At 70.2% G+C, this 17,173-nt stretch carries 12 protein-coding genes; 8 read left to right on the top strand and 4 right to left on the bottom strand.

The window, feature by feature from the left end:
- Nucleotides 1-50 precede the first annotated feature (50 nt).
- Nucleotides 51-1,682 (top strand): sigma 54-interacting transcriptional regulator, encoded by a 1,632-nt coding sequence (locus D7X32_RS25305; RefSeq protein WP_120605138.1) that lies wholly within the window; start codon nt 51-53, stop codon nt 1,680-1,682.
- A gap of 12 nt (nt 1,683-1,694) precedes the next feature.
- On the opposite strand, the gene D7X32_RS25300 is transcribed toward D7X32_RS25305, so the two are convergent.
- A complete protein-coding gene (locus D7X32_RS25300) occupies nt 1,695-3,638 on the bottom strand; it encodes an APC family permease (RefSeq protein ID WP_120605137.1) in 1,944 nt (647 codons plus the stop codon).
- Between the two features lie 265 nt (nt 3,639-3,903).
- Here D7X32_RS25300 and D7X32_RS25295 point away from each other — a divergent pair, with 265 nt between their 5' ends.
- On the top strand, nt 3,904-4,419 hold the full coding sequence (locus tag D7X32_RS25295) for an RNA polymerase sigma factor (protein ID WP_120605136.1): 516 nt from the start codon (nt 3,904-3,906) through the stop codon (nt 4,417-4,419).
- A 21-nt stretch (nt 4,420-4,440) separates the two neighbouring features.
- Here the strand turns inward: D7X32_RS25295 and D7X32_RS25290 are convergent, their stop codons facing one another.
- Together D7X32_RS25290 and D7X32_RS25285 are read right to left on the bottom strand one after the other, a co-directional pair.
- Complete coding sequence (locus D7X32_RS25290; protein ID WP_120605135.1) at nt 4,441-5,094, bottom strand: DUF8685 domain-containing protein; 654 nt, start codon at nt 5,092-5,094, stop codon at nt 4,441-4,443.
- Between the two features lies 1 nt (nt 5,095).
- A complete protein-coding gene (locus tag D7X32_RS25285) occupies nt 5,096-7,273 on the bottom strand; it encodes a S46 family peptidase (RefSeq protein ID WP_120605134.1) in 2,178 nt (725 codons plus the stop codon).
- A gap of 122 nt (nt 7,274-7,395) precedes the next feature.
- Between D7X32_RS25285 and D7X32_RS25280 the strand changes: the two genes are divergently transcribed.
- Complete coding sequence (locus D7X32_RS25280; RefSeq protein ID WP_120605133.1) at nt 7,396-8,133, top strand: M50 family metallopeptidase; 738 nt, start codon at nt 7,396-7,398, stop codon at nt 8,131-8,133.
- Between the two features lie 16 nt (nt 8,134-8,149).
- Here the strand turns inward: D7X32_RS25280 and D7X32_RS25275 are convergent, their stop codons facing one another.
- Nucleotides 8,150-8,809 carry an MBL fold metallo-hydrolase gene (locus D7X32_RS25275; RefSeq protein ID WP_120605132.1) on the bottom strand — a complete coding sequence of 220 codons (660 nt, stop codon included), beginning with the start codon at nt 8,807-8,809 and terminating at the stop codon, nt 8,150-8,152.
- 106 nt (nt 8,810-8,915) lie between these two features.
- On the opposite strand from D7X32_RS25275, the gene D7X32_RS25270 reads away from it, so the two are divergent.
- The 5 genes from D7X32_RS25270 (at nt 8,916) to D7X32_RS25250 (ending at nt 17,028) form a co-directional block, all read left to right on the top strand.
- Nucleotides 8,916-9,629 carry a hypothetical protein gene (locus D7X32_RS25270; RefSeq protein ID WP_120605131.1) on the top strand — a complete coding sequence of 238 codons (714 nt, stop codon included), beginning with the start codon at nt 8,916-8,918 and terminating at the stop codon, nt 9,627-9,629.
- Nucleotides 9,630-9,916: 287 nt separating this feature from the next.
- On the top strand, nt 9,917-12,295 hold the full coding sequence (locus D7X32_RS25265; RefSeq protein ID WP_208752539.1) for a DNA gyrase/topoisomerase IV subunit A: 2,379 nt from the start codon (nt 9,917-9,919) through the stop codon (nt 12,293-12,295).
- Nucleotides 12,296-12,305: 10 nt separating this feature from the next.
- Complete coding sequence (locus tag D7X32_RS25260; RefSeq protein WP_120605129.1) at nt 12,306-14,237, top strand: DNA gyrase/topoisomerase IV subunit B; 1,932 nt, start codon at nt 12,306-12,308, stop codon at nt 14,235-14,237.
- Between the two features lie 96 nt (nt 14,238-14,333).
- Nucleotides 14,334-15,791: a PEGA domain-containing protein gene (locus D7X32_RS25255; protein WP_120605128.1), complete on the top strand. Its 1,458-nt coding sequence runs from the start codon at nt 14,334-14,336 to the stop codon at nt 15,789-15,791.
- A 28-nt stretch (nt 15,792-15,819) separates the two neighbouring features.
- Nucleotides 15,820-17,028: a PEGA domain-containing protein gene (locus D7X32_RS25250; RefSeq protein ID WP_120605127.1), complete on the top strand. Its 1,209-nt coding sequence runs from the start codon at nt 15,820-15,822 to the stop codon at nt 17,026-17,028.
- Nucleotides 17,029-17,173: the final 145 nt, after the last annotated feature.

The raw sequence follows: 17,173 nt of genomic DNA, 5'->3' as shown, positions 1-17,173 counted from the left end.
AAGCGCTGCGCGCGGCCCTTGGGTGTCCGGGGCTTGGGAGAGAGTTCGTAATGCCGGAGCTGGTGTTCTTCCGTCGAGGCGAGGAAGTGCTGCGGGTGGCGGTGGACCGGGCGCGGGTGGTGCTCGGCCGGGGCGACTCCAGCGACGTAGCCATTCCGGATCCGGAGGTGAGCCGCCAGCAGGTGGCCCTCCTCTGGGACGGGCAGAAGTGCCGCGTGGAGGACCTGTCCGGCAAGGGCACGAAGGTCGCGGGCGCGGTGGTGGAGCGCGCGGACCTGCCCGACGGCGCGGACATCGAGCTGGGCCAGTGGCGCGCGGTGTTCCGCCAGCACGGCGCCAGCGAGGACGCGGACGCCGCCACGGACGTGGGCAACGCCACCCACGTTCAGGGCCGCGACGCGCAGCGCTGGCAGGCCGCGCAGCTGCGGGTGAAGCAGGGCACCACGGAGGCCGTGCACCGGCTCACCGGTGACAGCTTCACGGTGGGCAAGGACGCGGGCAACGACCTGGTGCTCCAGGACCGGTTCATCTCCGGCCGGCACCTCAAGGTGACGCGCCGGGACGGCGTCTTCCACGTCGTGGACCTGCGCTCCACCAACGGCACATGGCTGGGCCCGGTGCGCCTCTTCGAAGCAGAGGTGACGCTGCCCACCACGCTGCGCGTGGGCGAGGCGGAGCTGATGCTCGAGGCCGTGCCCGCCGCGAAGAAGGAGGCGCAGTCCTTCCACGGCATCCTCGGGAGCGACCCGTCCGTGCGGCAGCTCACGGACCTCATCCAGCGCGTGGCGCCGTCCACCGCCGCCGTCACCATCCTGGGTGAGTCCGGCACGGGCAAGGAGCTGGTGGCGAACGCGCTGCACGCGTGTTCGCCCCGCGCGAACCGGCCGCTCATCCCGGTCAACTGCGCCGCCATCTCCAAGGAGCTGATCGAAAGCGAGCTGTTCGGCCACGAGAAGGGCGCGTTCACCGGCTCCGTGGGGGCGCGCAAGGGCGCCTTCGAGGAGGCGGACGGCGGCACGCTGTTCCTGGACGAGATTGGCGAGCTGCCGCTGGACCTCCAGGCGAAGCTCTTGCGCGCGCTGGAGAGCGGTGAAATCAAGCGCGTGGGCGCCAGCCGCCCCATGCACGTGGACGTGCGCGTGGTGGCGGCCACCAACCGCGACCTGCTGGCGGCGGCGCGCGAGGGCCGCTTCCGCGAGGACCTCTACTACCGCCTGTGCGTCGTGCCGCTGCACCTGCCGCCCCTGCGCAACCGCCGGGGGGACGTGGTGTCGCTGGCGGAGCACTTCGTGCGCGCGTTCGCCCCGCGCGGGCAGACGGTGCGCTTCACCCAGGCCGCGTTGGACCGGCTCCAGCAGCACGCGTGGCCGGGCAACATCCGCGAGCTGCGCAACGTGGTGCACCGCGCGCTGCTCTTGCGCAAGGGCCCGTCCATCGACGGAAGCGACCTGTCCTTCGACCAGGAGGTCAACCGCGAGACGGGAATCACCGTGCCGGAGCTGCCTCCGGGCATGACGCTGGAGCAGATGCTGGAGAAGCTGGAGCGGCAGATCATCGAAACCGCGCTGCGCCGCTTCAACAACAACCGCGAGCGCGTGGCGCGGGAGCTGGGCCTCGCGCGCTCCACCCTCTTCAAGCGCCTGAAGGACTGGGGCCTGACGAAGCAGGACGAGCAGGAGTAGTCCCGCCCGGCCTCAGCCGTCCTCGGGATGACCGGGGGCGGCCCAGGCCGAGTGCGGCTCCGGGTGCGCTTCCGTGCGCAGGTACCAGGGCACGCTGACCACCACCAGGCGCCGCTCGCCGGACAAGAGCAGCGCGCTGCGGAGCAGCTCCGAGCGGCGGCCGTAGAGCATGGCCCGGTACCAGTGCCGCTCCAGCAGCTCCGGCATCACGATGGCCACGGTGCGGCCCGGCACCTCCGCGAGCAGCGCGTCCAGGTAGTCCACCAACGGCCACACCAGCGCGCGGTACGGCGAGCCCACGTGCACGAGCGGCGGCGGCGCACGCCCCGCCTCCAGCAGCGGCCCCTGGACGAAGTGCTGCCACTGGGAATCCAGCGCCGCCTCGTCGGTGTCGCCGCTGCAGATGTGCACCGCGCGCACGTCGTCGCTCAGCTCCAGCGCGAAGCGCAGCGCCGTCTCCGACGCATGGGACCAGCGGTCCACCGGCACCACGGCGACCCGTGGCGACGGGGGCGTCAGGCGCACGGGCCGCTTCAGCTCCGTGGCCTGCCGCGTGCGCGTGTACGCGGCGTGGACGCGCGACAGCACCACCAGGCCCATGGGCACGAGGACGAACGCGGCCCAGCCGCCGTGCATGAACTTGGACACACCCACGATGACGAGCGTGAGCGCCGTCATCACCGCGCCCGCGCCGTTGAGGGTGCGGCGCCACCGCCAGCCCTCCTCCCGGTGCCGGCTCCAGTGCACCACCATGCCCGCCTGGGACAGGGTGAAGGCCATGAGCGCGCCGATGGCGAACAGCGGAATCAGCCGGTCCGTGATGCCCTTGCAGATGATGAGCAGCAGGGCCGCGAGTCCGGACAGGGTGAGGATGCCGCGCGACAGGGCGAGCCTCCGGCCCCGGTGGGCGAAGCCGGGCGGCAGGTAGCGCTCGCGCGCCAGCACCTGGCAGACGAGCGGGAAGCCCGCGTAGCTGGTGTTCGCGGACAGCGCGAGCACGCAGAGGATGGCGGCCATGGCCACGTAGTAGAAGACGCCGCGCCCCATCACCGCCGCGATGAGCTGCGACAGCACCGTCTGGTAGTTCGCGCCGTCGGGGTCCGTCGCGCCCACGCCATACGCCCGGCACAAGAGCGCGATGCCCAGCAGCATCGTCACCAGGATGCCCACGATGATGCCCAGCGTGACGCGCGCGCGGCGGATGGAGGGGTCGCGGAAGATGGGCACGGCGTTGCTGATGGCCTCCACGCCCGTCATCGCCGTGCACCCGCTGGCGAAGGCGCGGATGACCAGCCACGCACCCAGGGACGCGGTGGGCACCGCCAGCGGCGGCGGCTGCTGCACGGGCGTCGCGTCACCGGTGGCCAGCTTGAAGAGGCCCACGGCCAGCACCACGCTCAGCGACGTGATGAAGAACCACGTGGGCACGACGAACACGGCGCCCGCCTCGCTGACGCCGCGCAGGTTCACCAGGGTGAGCAGCGCCAGCAGGCCCAGGGTGATGGGCAGCGTGTGGGGCCGCAGGGCGGGGAGCGCGGACACCAGCGCGCCCGTGCCGGCGGAGAGGCCCACGGCCACGTTGAGCAGGTAGTCCAGCATCAGCGCCGTCGCCGCGAGCAGCCCCGCGCCCCGCCCCAGGTTCTGCTTCGCCACGGTGTACGCACCGCCGCCGCTGGGGTACGCGGCGATGGTCTGCGCGTACGAGCCCGCGACGACCATCAAGAGCCCCACGATGGCGACGGTGATGGGAAAGAGCAGCCACAGGCCGCCGGCGCCCAGCGGCCGCAGCACGGTGAGCGCGGCCTCCGGGCCATACGCTGCGGAGGACAGCGCATCCAGCCCGAGCAGGGCCACGCCGGTGAGGACGCCCGTCTTCTCCTGCATCGCCTGGGCGCTGGTGAGCGGACGCCCCAGCAGCAGGTCCGCGACGCCGTTGCCCTCACGGCTCCGGGGCATGAACGGCCTCCTGCGTCCGTAGTCGGCCAGCTGAGCCATGGCGGCATCCCCCTGGCCCGGAAGGTGCGCACCAGCCTCCACGCGGGAACACGGCGCTGACCTCCGTGGACGGGCTCCAGCGGGGCCTTCGTGGGCCGGGCTGGCCATGGGTCCACCCCTGGAGGGCCAGCTCCGGTGACCCTCCCGAAAGTCGCATGCCCTCCAGGGCCATAGACCCTTTCACGCACCCATTCGTTCCAGGGGAAGACACAGGAGACCGTCCACCATGGGCCCGCACGCCGCCGTCCTCGCCTTCCCCACCCTGGATGACTTGTACGCTCAGCACCGGCCCCGCGCGCTGGCCATCGCCCGGCGCATCGTGGGGGACACCGATGACGCGGAGGACGTGGTGCAGGACGTCTTCCTGCGCCTGTCGCGGCAACCCCCGGGACTGGACGGGCGGGCGACGTGGACGACGTGGCTGCACCGGGTGATGGTCAACAGCAGCATCAACTGGCTGCGCGCGCGAAGGCGCCGGGAGCGGCTGACGCACGCGCCCCAGGAGACCGTGTCACCGGAAGCCCACGCCATGGGCACGCAGATGCAGCGCCACTTCCACGAAGCGCTGGAGGAGGTGAACCCCCAGCAGCGGCAGGTGCTCTACCTGCGCGAGGTGCGCGGTCTGGGCTCCGCCGAAATCGCCCGGCTCCTGCGCATCCCCGAGGGCACCGTGAAGAGCGCCCTGCACCGCGGCCGCCAGCGCACCCTCACCGTGATGGAGGAGCGCGGCCAGCGGCCCTGAGGCCCCGGAGCCTGGGGGCGGTTACTCGTCGCCCTTGGCGCCCACGAACTGATCCCCCTTCTCCTTGAAGAGGAGGTTGAAGCTGGTGAGCGAGCCGTAGACGCGGGTGATGTAGCCCTGCATCTCCGCCTTCTCCGCTTCGCTGAGCTTCGGGTGGGCGTTGAGCTTCTGCTCCAGCACGCGGATGCGGTCGCGCACCATCGTGACCTTGTGGAACAGGTTGTCGATGGGCAGGTCCTTCGCCTGGAGCTCCGGGTTGCCCGGCACCAGCCGCACCGTGCCGCCCTCCCACTTGCCCGCGAGCGGCGGATCCGTGAGGCCGGAGGCTTCCCGGAAGATGTCCATCAGCTCTTCGCGCGTCATGTTCAGCCCTTCCAGGTCCACCACTTGGTGCGGATCCGCGCGGTGGCGCACCACCACCGGCGCCACGCTCCGCACCGTGCGGGTTCGCGTGCTCGAAACCACTGGCGCCGGGGCCGCCGAGCCCCGGGGCGCGTACTTGTCACAGATGGGCGCGGAGGGCGGGAACATGCCGCGCGAGCTCTGCAGGCGGCACGGCCCCACCCAGCCACGGTGATCCTCGGAGTGCGGACTCCAGAGCTTGCAGTTGCCGCACACCCGTTCGTCAGGGCGGAAGGTGGGAAGTGGTCTGGGTCCCGCTCCCGCGTCCGACATGTCAGCGCGCCTCCTTGGCCACCGGCGGTCCCTTGCGGATGTTGAGCTCGCGCAGGAGCGCGTCCGCGTCCTCGACCTGGTCGAGCTGCCACAGCAGGTAGCGCACGTCCACGTTGACGTTCCGGGCCACGTCCGGATTGTAGCCGAAGTCGTTCGCGACGTTCTCCCACACGCGGTCGAAGTTCACGCCCACGAGCTGGCCCTTGCCGTTCACCGTGGGGCTGCCGGAGTTGCCGCCCGTGGTGTCCGCGTCCGCCAGGAAGTCCACCGGCACGTCCTTCAGCCGGGGGTCCGCCCACTTCCCGAACTTCTTCGCCGCCGCGGCGGCGCGCACCTTCTCCGGCGCGTTGAAGGGCTCCTCACCGGTGTGCTTCTGCATCATCCCCGTCAGCGTCGTCTGCGGCAGGTACAGCGCGCCGTCGCGCGGCGTGTAGCCCTGCACCTTGGCGAACGACACGCGCAGCGTGCTGTTGGCGTCCGGAGCAATCGGCTTGCCCGCCTGCACCATCACCGCCTTGCGCCACGCCGGCCGCAGCCGCGAGGACGCGCCCTGGCGCCGGTCGCGCGTGTCATCCAGCGCGGCCTGCTCCTTCGCCAGCTCCATGCCGAACGCCAGCAGCGGATCGCGGCGCGCGGTGAGCTGGCCCACGGATTCATCCGCCATCTTCAGGCGCTCCGTCTGGTTCAGCAGCCTGGTGCCCGCGTAGAGCGAGTCGATCTTCGCCGTGACGTCCTTCTCCGAGTACGTCTTGCCGAAGACGGCGTCCACGGACGCGATGCGCGCATCCGGAGGGAGCGCCTGCGCGCGCTTCACGAACGCGTGCAACAGCGCCTTGTCCGCGACGGGGAAGAGGTTCTTCTGCTCGCGCTCCAGGCGGTCCTTGATGCGCGGCACCTCGCGGTCCATATACTCCGGGCGGCGCTCCAGGTCCGGCTTCGCGCGCTCCATGGCCAGCCGGGACACGGTCGTGGCCAGCGCGGGTCCGCGCGCCAGACGGCCGGACATGCCCAGGAGGAACTCGCGCTCGAACGTCTTGGAGGATGCCTGCTGCTCCGCGAGCAGCGCCTCACGGGCCTTGAGCGCGTCGCCCCACTTCGCGGGGTCCTTCTGGGCCCAGGCGACGGTGGCGGCTTCCGCGTCGCGCTGCTTCTCCACGATGTGGCCGCGCTTCAGGCCCGCCAGCTGTCCGCCCGCGTTCTTGTAGACGTTGTGCAGGCCCTTGAGCTGCGAGGCCACGGCGATCTTCCCGGCCGGGTCCTTCTCCCCTTCGGCCTCCAGGATGCGGATGGCCTCGCCCAGCACGTCGCGGATGCTCGGGTAGTAGCGCGCCTGGCGCTCCGCCATTTCATCCGCGAGCAGCGTGCGGAAGGTGGAGCCCGGGTAGCCCAGCACCATCACGAAGTCGCCGGGCTTCACGCCCTCGGTGGACAGCGGGAAGAAGAACTCCGCCTTGTAGGGCACGTTCTTGTCGCTGTACGCGGCGGAGGCGCCGTCCGGCGCGGTGTACGCGCGGATGATGGCGAAGTCGCCGGTGTGGCGCGGCCACATCCAGTTGTCCTCTTCACCGCCGTACTCACCCACGGCGCGCGGCGGCGCGTAGACCAGGCGCACGTCCTGCAGCTCCACCGCGTCCACCAGCGTGTAGTTCACGCCGCCGTCGAAGGTGGCGACCTGGCAGCGGGTCGCGGGGCGCTTCTCGCACTCGGCGACCAGCTCCTTCTGCTTGCGGTCGATGGCCTTGTAGCGCGCGAGGTCGTCCGCGCCCTGCGGCACGGCGCCGTTGATCTCCGCCGTCACGTCCTTGAAGCCGCGCGGCACCTGCACGCGCGAGCCCTTGCCCGGGAGCTCCTCCGACGGGCTCTTCGCGAGGAAGCCGTCGGTGATGAGGTCCCTCTGCGGGGAGCTGTGCTCCTGGATGATGGAGAAGGCACAGTGGTGGTTGGTGACGATGAGGCCGGAGGCGGAGATGAACGACCCGGAGCAACCGCTGGTGTTCACCGTGCCCGCCAGCAGGCCCGTGCCCCGCTTGGGGTCCCACAGCTTGCTGGGCGGCAGCTGGAGGCCCTGGGCCTTGAGCCAGGCGGGGCTCAGTTCCAGCACCTGCTGAGGGGTCCACTTCCCTTCCCCGGCGAAGACCGGGGCAGCCACGAGCGAGAGGAGAAGGAGCGTCTTCTTCATGGTGACCCTTCCCTACTCCGTCCGCTGCCCCGGCGCGACCGTTCCGGTGTCCGAGGCGGGCGTTTTCGCGGAAGATGGAACGCACTTGGATGTTCCGGTGTCCAGGCAGGAGGGGACCAGCGATGCGGACCGCGAGCGGGGCGACACTGGATTTCGGAAGGCTGGCGCTGCTCCTCATCCTGATGGGGGCGTCCTGGTACTTCTGGTACTCGCCGGTGCTGTGGCCGGTGAAGGTGCTGGTGGTGATGATGCATGAGAGCGGGCACGCCATCGCCTCGCTGCTCGTGGGGGGCTCGGTGGACCGGGTCCACCTCCAGGTGAACGAAGGGGGGACCTGCTTCTCCCGCTTGCCGCCCGGCGTCATCAACCGCGTCATCGTGTCCTCCGCGGGCTACCTGGGCAGCGCGGTGGCGGGCGCGGCGCTGATGCTGGCCACGTTCCGCTTCCGGCTGGGCCGCGCGGTGATGGGCGCGGCGTCCGTGTGGCTGGCGGTGATGGGCTTCTTCTACGCGGGCGACCTCTTCACCCTGGCCTTCTGCCTGGGCATGGCGGTGGCCATGGGGCTGGGAGCGCGCTTCCTGCCCACGGGGCTGGTGGACGCGCTCAACCTGTTCCTCGCGGCCTTCACGGCGCTCTACGTGGTCTTCGACCTGAGGGACGACCTGTGGAACAGCGCGGTGCGCGCGCAGAGCGACGCGGCCATCCTCGCCAGCGAGACGTGGGTGCCGTCCATCGTCTGGGCGGCCCTGTGGACGCTCCTGTCGCTGGCCCTGCTGGGCGTGTCCGCGTACTGGGCCATGCACGCGAAGCCGGGCGGCGGCGTGAAGCTGCCGCCCATGGCCCGCGCGCGGCGGGTGTGAACCGGAAGGCCGCGCCCTACTTGCGCGGCCGCATCCGGAAGGCCACGAAGGACGCCATGTCCGGGAAGCCGAAGTACGGGTTCTTCTGCCGGATGGCCTCCATCTGGGCCACCGGCACGTCCGCGTAGTCGTGCCCGGGGAACAGCCGCGCGGTGTCCGGCACCTTCAGCAGCACCTGCGACAGCGAGCGGTACATGTCCTCCGGGTTGCCACCCGGGAAGTCGCACCGGCCACACCCGTTGATGAAGACCGTGTCCCCGGACACGAGCGCGTCCTCCGCCAGCAGGCAGTGCGAGCCCGGCGTGTGCCCGGGTGTATGCAGGGCCTGGAACGTGCGCGCGCCCACCGGCACGGGATCCCCGGCCTTCAGGGGCCGCAGCGCGTCCCCGCCCCGCTTGCGCAGCTCGCTGGAGAAGGCGACCTCCTCCGCCTGCGCGTACACCGGCACGTCGTGGCGCGACAGCAGCTCGTCCAGGCCGTTGATGTGGTCGCCATGGCAGTGCGACACGAACGCGCCCACCACGCGCTTGCCATCCTGGGCCACCGCCGCCTCGATGGCGGGCACGTCCCAGGCCGGATCCACCACCACCACCTCCGGGCCGTCCTGGGGACCCACGAGGTAGACGAAGTTGTCCATGGGTCCGAGCTTGAGCTGGCGTACGTACGGCGTAGGCATGGTTGTCCTCCAGACGGCCACTCTACGCCCCAGGCTTGCCGCCCCGGGGCCTGTTCCCGTTGAATGCCCCCCTTTGATGCCCCATGCCGTCAGGAGGTCTCCTTCCGTGAAGCGCCTGCCCACCCTGCTCGCCTGTTCGCTGCTGGCCAGCGCGACCGCCTCCGCCGCCGGCCGGACCGCCTCCACGTTCCGCTACAAGCCGACGCCGGATGACGAGCGTCCCGTCATCGTGGATGCCACCATCGGGCCCCAGGGCAGCGACTTCGCCATGCGCCTGAAGTTCAACAAGGACCCCTTCGGAGAGGAGTGCAAGCAGCGCTGCGCCAACATCACCCTCTTCCTGGACACCGACTCCAGCACCCAGTCCGGCCTCCGCCTGTCCGCCAGCAAGGCCCCGGAGAACGGCGCGGACCTGGCGATCGTCATCCAGGGCGTGCGGGAGTACAAGCGCCAGGACGCCCCCCCGGAGACGGCCCTGCGCGTGAAGGTCCGCCAGCTGGGCTCCGACGCCACCAGCGCGGACGCGGGCGAGCTGCTCGCGGACCTCAACAACCGGCAGGATCCGGAGCGCATCCAGACGGACGGCACCACCGTCTACGTCCTGGTGGACGCGACCAGCGCGCTCCTGCCCTCCGCCCGCAGGGTGCGCGTCATCTACCACCCGCCAGGGGGCAAGGCCCTCACCGCCAACATCAACGGGATGGCCAGCTCCACCTCCGGCCGGGGCGTGCAGATCTTCAAGCGCGGCAGCGGCTGGGGGCGCGCCCCTGACGCCGAGGGCAAGAAGCCCCGCGCCAACCCCTCCGACGACAACGGCTAGTCCAAGCAGCCCGCCATTCAGGCTCCGGCACCGCTCCCCTCGGAATTCCGAGGGGTTGGCGGTGGGTTTCAAGCAGGCACAGGACTGTACGGACGTGCAGAAGTCGCGGGCTGGAGCCGACGCAACCTCCCGAATTCGTTCTCAATGTCAGAGGCCCATGGTAGTCCCGGCCATCTGATGTCGAGGGTCCGACCCGACTGGTAGTCGCAGCGCGTACAGCGCGGCCCGCGCGCCGCGTCACGCACGGTGGGGGCGGCCCGTGTGAAACCCATCTGGATTCCATGACCATGCTCGCAGAAGCCGAAACGAAGTCGCGCAAGAAGCAGGGAGGCCCGGGAGGGGGCGGAGGCAAGGGAGGCGGCGGCGGGTCCGGCGCCGGCGGCGGGGACAGCCTGCCCGCGGGCCTGGCCGAGGAAGCGCGCCGCCGGTACCTCAACTACGCCCTGTCGGTCATCACCTCGCGCGCCCTGCCTGACGTGCGCGACGGCCTCAAGCCGGTGCAGCGCCGCATCCTGTACGGCATGTGGAACGACCTGAACCTGTCGTTCGACACGAAGTACCAGAAGTGCGCCCAGGTGGTCGGCGCCATCATGGGCAAGTACCACCCGCACGGCGACACGGCCATCTACGACGCGCTCGTGCGCATGGCGCAGGACTTCTCCCTGCGCTACCCGCTGGTGGACGGCCACGGCAACTTCGGCTCGCTGGACGGCGACTCCGCCGCCGCCTACCGCTACACCGAGTGCCGCCTGGAGAAGCTGGCCATGGAGCTGCTGGGCGAGCTGGACAGCAAGACGGTCCGCTTCCGCCCCAACTACGACGGCACCCGGGAAGAGCCCGTCGTCATCCCGGCGCGCGTGCCGCAGCTCTTGATGAACGGCACCACCGGCATCGCGGTGGGCATGGCCACCAACATCCCGCCCCACCACCTGGGCGAGCTGGTGGACGCGCTCCTGGCCCTCATCGCGGATCCGGAGCTGCAGACCAAGGACCTGCTCAAGTGGATCAAGGGGCCGGACTTCCCCACCGGCGGGCAGATCCTCAACGACAAGAAGGAGCTGCGGGAGATCTACGAGACGGGCCAGGGCTCCGTCCGCATCCGCGGCGAGTACAAGATGGAGGAGCACAAGCGCGGTGGTCAGATGATCATCGTCACCTCCATCCCGTACACGGTGAACAAGTCCACGCTCGTCGCGAAGATTGGCGAGCTGGTGCGCGAGCGCAAGCTGCCCCTCATCACCGACGTGCGCGACGAGTCCACCAAGGACGTGCGCATCGTGCTGGAGCTCAAGAAGGACGCCAACCCCGAGCTGGTGATGGCGTACCTCTACAAGCACACGCCCCTGCAGACGAACTTCGGCGTGAACCTCACCTGCCTGGTGCCGTCGGACAACCCGGACGTGGGCACGCCCAAGCGGTTGGACCTCAAGTCCATCCTCCGCTACTTCCTCGACTTCCGCCTGGAGATCGTCACCAAGCGCTTCGAGCACGAGCTGGCGGAGCTCAAGCGGCGCGTCCACATCCTTGAAGGCTTCGAGAAGGCCTACGACGCGCTGGATGAGATCATCCGGATCATCCGCCAGTCAGAGGGCAAGCAGGACGCCGCCCAGAAGCTGATGGTGCGCTTCAAGCTGGATGAGGTCCAGGTGGACGCCATCCTGGAGATGCGCCTCTACAAGCTGGCCCGCCTGGAGATCCTCATCGTCCAGAAGGAGCTCAAGGAGAAGCGCGCGGAGATCAAGCGCATCGAGGGCATCCTCAAGGACGTGAAGAAGCGCTGGTCCGTCATCCACGACGAGCTGTCCGGCCTCAAGGCGGCGTACACCGACAAGCGCCGCACGCGCATTGGCGGCGCGGGCTCCGAGGAGATGGAGTTCTCCGCGGAGGCGTTCATCGCGGACGAGGACGCCCACGTCGTGATCACCCGCGACGGGTGGATCAAGCGCGTGCGCGAGGTGAAGGACCCGTCCACCACCCGCCTGCGCGAAGGCGACGCGGTGATGGCGGTGCTCGCCGGCAGCCTGAAGGCGAACCTGGTGCTGTTCAGCAACTTCGGCACCGCCTACGTCACCCGCTTCAACGACGTGCCGGCCTCCACCGGCTACGGCGACCCGGTGCAGAAGCTGTTCAAGTTCGACGACGGCGAGCGCGTCGTGGGCGCCCTGTCCCAGGATGCCCGCCTGCATCAGCCGGAGAAGCTGGTGGCGGTGACGCGCCAGGGCCTGGGCCTGCGCTTCCTGCTCCAGCCGCACACGGAAGTGTCCACCCGCGCCGGCCGCCGCTACGCGAAGACGGGCGAGGGCGATGAGATCATCGGCACGCAGCCGGTGGGCGACAAGGACCTGCTCGCCGTCCTCACGGAGAAGACCAACGCCCTCGTCTGCAAGGTGGCGGAGGTGAACGAGCTGGCGGGCCCGGGCAAGGGCGTCCAGGTCATCAAGGTGGAGGCGGGCGACAAGGTGGTGGACTTCCTCGCGGCGCCGGCCAGTCAGAAGGACGCCACGCTGGAGTTCGAGACGCAGAAGGGCCGCAAGCTGCACCTGTCACCGGCGAAGTTCACGGTGACGGGCCGCGGCGGCAAGGGCCACGAGATGTCCAAGCGCGACACGGTGAAGGAGGTGGCGAAGCCCGTCACCTTCGTGCCGCTGCCGGAGAAGAAGGAGTAGCGGGAAGGCCATGGCGACCAAGAAGGAAAGCTACACAGGCGCGGACATCCAGGTCCTGGAAGGCCTGGAGCCGGTGCGCAAGCGCCCGGCCATGTACATCGGTGGCACCGACACCACGGGCTACCACCACCTCCTCTGGGAGATCCTCGACAACTCGGTGGACGAGGTCATCAACGGCTACGCCACCACCGTCGAGGTCACGCTGCACAAGGGCGCGAAGTCCATCACCGTGGTGGACAACGGGCGTGGCATCCCCGTGGACATCATGCCCAAGCACAAGAAGCCCGCCGTGGAGGTCATCCTCACGACGCTGCACTCGGGCGGCAAGTTCGAACAGGGCAACTACATCCACTCGGGCGGTCTGCACGGCGTGGGCAGCTCCGTGGTGAACGCGCTCTCCAGCAAGCTGCTCATTGAAATCAAGCGCGACGGCAAGCGCCACGTGCAGTCGTACGCGCGCGGCAAGGCCACCAGCGCCCTCAAGGTGGAGGGCCCGGCGCGCGGCACCGGCACGTCCACCACCTTCGAACCGGACGCGGAGATCTTCGGGGAGAAGCAGAAGTTCGACGCGGCCCTGGTGCGCGAGCGCCTGGAGGCGAAGAGCTACCTGCACAAGGGGATGATCGTCGTCTGGAAGGACGAAACGGCCACGCCCGCCGTGTCGGAGACGTTCAAGCACGACGGCGGCATCGCCGAGTACCTCACCAAGGTCGTGTCGGAGCGCCAGAAGCCCATCGTCCCCGCGGGCGGCGCGCCGTTCTACTACTCGCGCGACAACGAGGTCCGCCTGGAGGTGGCGCTGGCGTGGACGGAGGCCACGGACGAGCACATCCGCTCGTACGTCAACGGCATCCCCACGAACCTGGGCGGCACGCACGAAGCGGGCTTGAGGGCGGCCATCGTCAAGGCGATGCGCAACTACATCGAGACGCACGGCCTGACGCCCAAGGGAGTGACGCTCACCGCGGAGGACATCCGCGAGGGCATCACCGCCATCCTCTCCGTGTACGTGGTGGAGCCCCAGTTCCAGGGGCAGACGAAGGGCCGCCTCAACAACGCGGAGACCACGGCGCAGGTGGACGGCGCCGTCCGTCCCGTGCTGGAGAAGTGGTTCAACGACAACAAGTCCATCGCGGAAGCGCTGCTGGCGCGCATCATCCTGGCCGCCCGCGCGCGCGAGGCGTCCCGCGCGGCCTCCGCCGCCATCAGCCGCAAGTCCGCGGTGAGCCACCGGCTCAACCTCCCCGGCAAGCTGGCGGACTGCTCGTCCACGGACCCGGCGTCCAGCGAGCTGTTCATCGTGGAAGGTGACTCCGCAGGCGGCTCCGCCAAGCAGGGCCGCGACCGGCGCACCCAGGCCATCCTCCCGTTGCGCGGCAAGGTGCTCAACGCGGAGCAGGCGTCCACCGACAAGGTGGCCACCAACAAGGAGCTCCAGGACATCGTCAGCGCGCTGGGCTGCGGCATCGGGTCCGACTTCGACATCACGAAGCTGCGGTACGGCCGCGTCTTCCTGCTGATGGACGCGGACAGCGACGGCCACCACATCGCCACGCTGCTGCTCACGTTCTTCTACCGGCACCTGCGGCCCCTGATTGAAGCGGGCGCGGTGCACATCGCCCAGCCGCCGCTGTACCGGGTGGACATCGGCAAGGAGACGTACTGGGCCCTGGACGAACCGGACCGCGACCGCATCATCCGCGAGAAGGCCAAGGGCAACGCCAAGCCCAACATCATGCGCTTCAAGGGTCTGGGCGAGATGACGGCCGATGAGCTGAAGACGACCACGCTCGATGCGAAGAACCGCATCAGCCTGCGCGTCACCATCGACAACGCGCTGGAGACCGACCGCATCATCAACGACCTGATGGGCAAGGATGTCTCGGCGCGTTACAAGTTCATCACCGAAATGGCGGGCGAGGTCCAGGAGCTGGACGTCTGAGAAAACGGGAGTCCCCGCACACCCGGGACGGGCGCCTGCCCTCCCGGGTGGGGCATTGGTCTTCCGCCCCGCCGGTCGGCTAGCATCCGCCGCATCGTGAACACCACCCGCCTTGCCCTGACTGTCGCGCTCGCCTGTGTGCTGAGCGCTCCCGCCGCCGACGCCGCCAAACGGAAGTCCGCCGCGAAGAAGAAGCGCCCCGCCGCCACCAAGAAGGTGCCCGCGCCCGTCCCCGAGGACACCTTCACCCCTCCGGATGAAGTGGCCCCCGCGTCGGACGCGCCCGTGGCGCCCAAGGCGGCCACCCAGGCCCCGCTCGCGCCGGTCACCCCCGCCGCCACGAAGAGGGCGGACGTCCAGGCCCCGGCGGTGCGCGCTGCGCCTTCCGACGCGGTGGCCATCTTCGGCGTGGCCCGCCAGTCGGCCGCGGCGGACTCCGCGGCGAAGCTGGAGGACACGCTCACCCGGAAGCTGGGCAGCGCGGGCGACATCCAGTTCGTGGACCTGGCCACCGCCTTCCCGCCGCAGGAGCCGCAGGGCAACCCCCGCGGCGACGCCCTCTTCGACGAGGGCCGCTCCGCGTACGACAACCTGGATCCGGACACCGCGGCGGTGAAGTTCAAGGCGGCCGCGGAGGCCTACGTGCAGCGCCCCGGCGACCTGCGCCCGGAGAAGCTGGGGGAGACGTACCTCTTCCAGGGCGCGTCCCAGCTGCTCAACGGCGACGTGGCGGGCGCGAAGGCGTCCTTCACCCAGGCGCTGGTGGCGGAGCCGTCGCTGCGCCCGGACGCGGGCATGTTCGGCCAGGACGTGCAGCGGGTGTTCTCGGAGGCCCAGAGCGAGCTGTCCGCGCTGCCGCAGGGCACGCTGGTGGTGAACTCCCAGCCGCAGGGCGCGCGCGTGCTGGTGCGCGGCCGCGACGTGGGCGCGACGCCGCTGTCCGGCGCGAAGCTGGCACCGGGCCACTACCCCGTGCAGGTGGTGCTGCCGGGCTACGCCCCGTTCGCGACGTACGCGGAGGTGAAGCCGTCCGCCCCCACGGAGCTGAAGACGAAGCTGGCCTCCGCGCCGGGCCTGTCCGCGCTGCGTGACGCCGCGGCGAAGGCCGGCACGGAAGCCGCGTTCGACGCGGACGGCGTGCCGCCGGAAGTGGGCGCCATCGGCGAGCGGCTCAACGCGCGCTACGTGGTGCTGGCGGCGTCGTTCCAGGACAAGAAGGGCCGGCTGCACGGCGAGGTGCAGGCGTGGGACCTGCGCACGAAGAACCGCCTGCGCGGCGTGGAGGTGGACTTCACCAGGCGCGACGGCAAGGGCAGCGCGGACGCCGCCGCGGACCAGCTGCACACCTTCCTCGCGGGCTCCGCCCTGCCCCAGAACCGCAAGGAGGAGAAGGAGTCCGTGTCCTCCGGCGACTCCGTGCTGCGCAAGCCCTGGTTCTGGGCGGCGGCGGCGGGCGTGGCGGCCGTGACTGCGGGCGTGGTGTACGTGGCCACGACGGACCGCGGCTCCGGCTTCAACCCGGTGAATGGTCTGCCCGGTGGAATTTCCTTCTAGCCCGGGCGTCAAGCGCACAGGACTCCTCATGAAAGCCCTTCCGCTCGCGCTCGTGCTGCTCCCCGCCCTGGCGCTGTCTTCCTCGCCTCCGGCGGGTCGCATCTCCGCGCTGCTCATCCCCATGGACCCGTCGTCCGAGTCCTCCGGGGTGCAGATGGAGAGCTACATGAACGACGCGCTCGGCAACTTCGCCAGCTACTCCGTGCGCAAGCCGCGCGACCTCTTCGGCCTGCCGGACGACCCGGCGGCGCAGGCGTCCTTCCAGCGCGCGAAGAAGGGCTACGAGGAGAGCGTCAAGGCCTTCGAGGCGCGCGACTACGAGGACTCGGAGCGCAAGGTGCGCGCCACCCTCAAGGAGCTGGAGGGCTCCGTCGCGTCGATGACCTCCTGCTTCCCGCTGTGCGACGCGCTGGCGCTGCACGGCGCCATCCTCCAGCTGCGGGGCGACGTGGAGGAGGCGAAGCTGCTGCTCATCGACCTGATGGCGCTCAACCCCACCTTCGAGCTGAACCCCAAGCGCTTCAGCCGGGACTTCATCAGCCTGCGCGTGCAGGTGGCGACGAGCCGCACCTCGCAGCTGCGCGGCAGCGCCACCTTCAAGTCCCGGCCCGCGGGCGCCCGCGTCTACGTGGACGGAGAAGTGGTGGGCTACACGCCGTTGACGCTGCCCACGTTGCCGGTGGGCAAGCACCTGGTGCGCATGGAGCGGCCGGGCTTCCGTCAGTTCGGGCAGATCGCCGAGGTGACGCCGGACGACGTGGACGTCGTCGCCGCGCTGGTGCCGACGGCCACCTACAAGGCCTACGACGCGCAGCTGGACAAGGTGGTTCCGGACGTGTCACGCGCCAGCGACAAGCCGGCCAACGCGGTCGTCTCGCTGGGCAAGTCGCTGAGCCTGGACCGCGCCATGGTGGGCACCGTGCGCGTCATCCCGGAACGGGGCACGGAGCTGGCGGTGGGCCTCTTCGACGTGAAGAGCGGCAAGCGCCTGGGCTCGCGCAAGCTGGTGCTCCAGGGCGACGAGTACGGACAGCTCAAGTCGGAGATGGAGCGGGTGGTCAACCAGCTCATCAACACCGAGGGCGAACAGGTCATCAAGAAGAGCGACCCCCTGGACAACCGCAACGGCGCGGAGGACTGGGGTTCGGAGGACCGGGGCGGCAACTCCCGACAGTCCGTCAAGAAGCACTCCGGGGATGATCCGTTGGATAACGTGTCGGGTACCGAGGACTGGTGACAGACGGCGCTTGTCCCGGGACGGCTCACCCCTAGAGTCCCGGGCCGTATGCGCCACCTGCCGCTGCTCGCCCTCCTCCCCAGTCTCGCGCTTGCCCAGACGGGCGCTGTCGACCGCGCCCCCGCCCCGCCCCGGGGCGTCACGC

Origin of the sequence: Corallococcus carmarthensis (assembly GCF_003611695.1) — a bacterium.
Classification (GTDB): domain Bacteria; phylum Myxococcota; class Myxococcia; order Myxococcales; family Myxococcaceae; genus Corallococcus; species Corallococcus carmarthensis.
The sequence above is the reverse complement of the archived record's forward strand: the minus strand, read 5'-3'. Positions and strand labels throughout refer to the sequence as shown.

Coding starts and splice junctions, on each gene's coding strand:
- D7X32_RS25295 (WP_120605136.1), top strand. CDS start 3,904: ATGGGCCCGCACGCCGCCGTCCTCGCCTTCCCCACCCTGGATGACTTG.
- D7X32_RS25260 (WP_120605129.1), top strand. CDS start 12,306: ATGGCGACCAAGAAGGAAAGCTACACAGGCGCGGACATCCAGGTCCTG.
- D7X32_RS25265 (WP_208752539.1), top strand. CDS start 9,917: ATGCTCGCAGAAGCCGAAACGAAGTCGCGCAAGAAGCAGGGAGGCCCG.
- D7X32_RS25250 (WP_120605127.1), top strand. CDS start 15,820: ATGAAAGCCCTTCCGCTCGCGCTCGTGCTGCTCCCCGCCCTGGCGCTG.
- D7X32_RS25300 (WP_120605137.1), bottom strand. CDS start 3,638: ATGCCCCGGAGCCGTGAGGGCAACGGCGTCGCGGACCTGCTGCTGGGG.
- D7X32_RS25305 (WP_120605138.1), top strand. CDS start 51: ATGCCGGAGCTGGTGTTCTTCCGTCGAGGCGAGGAAGTGCTGCGGGTG.
- D7X32_RS25275 (WP_120605132.1), bottom strand. CDS start 8,809: ATGCCTACGCCGTACGTACGCCAGCTCAAGCTCGGACCCATGGACAAC.
- D7X32_RS25290 (WP_120605135.1), bottom strand. CDS start 5,094: ATGTCGGACGCGGGAGCGGGACCCAGACCACTTCCCACCTTCCGCCCT.
- D7X32_RS25280 (WP_120605133.1), top strand. CDS start 7,396: ATGCGGACCGCGAGCGGGGCGACACTGGATTTCGGAAGGCTGGCGCTG.
- D7X32_RS25285 (WP_120605134.1), bottom strand. CDS start 7,273: ATGAAGAAGACGCTCCTTCTCCTCTCGCTCGTGGCTGCCCCGGTCTTC.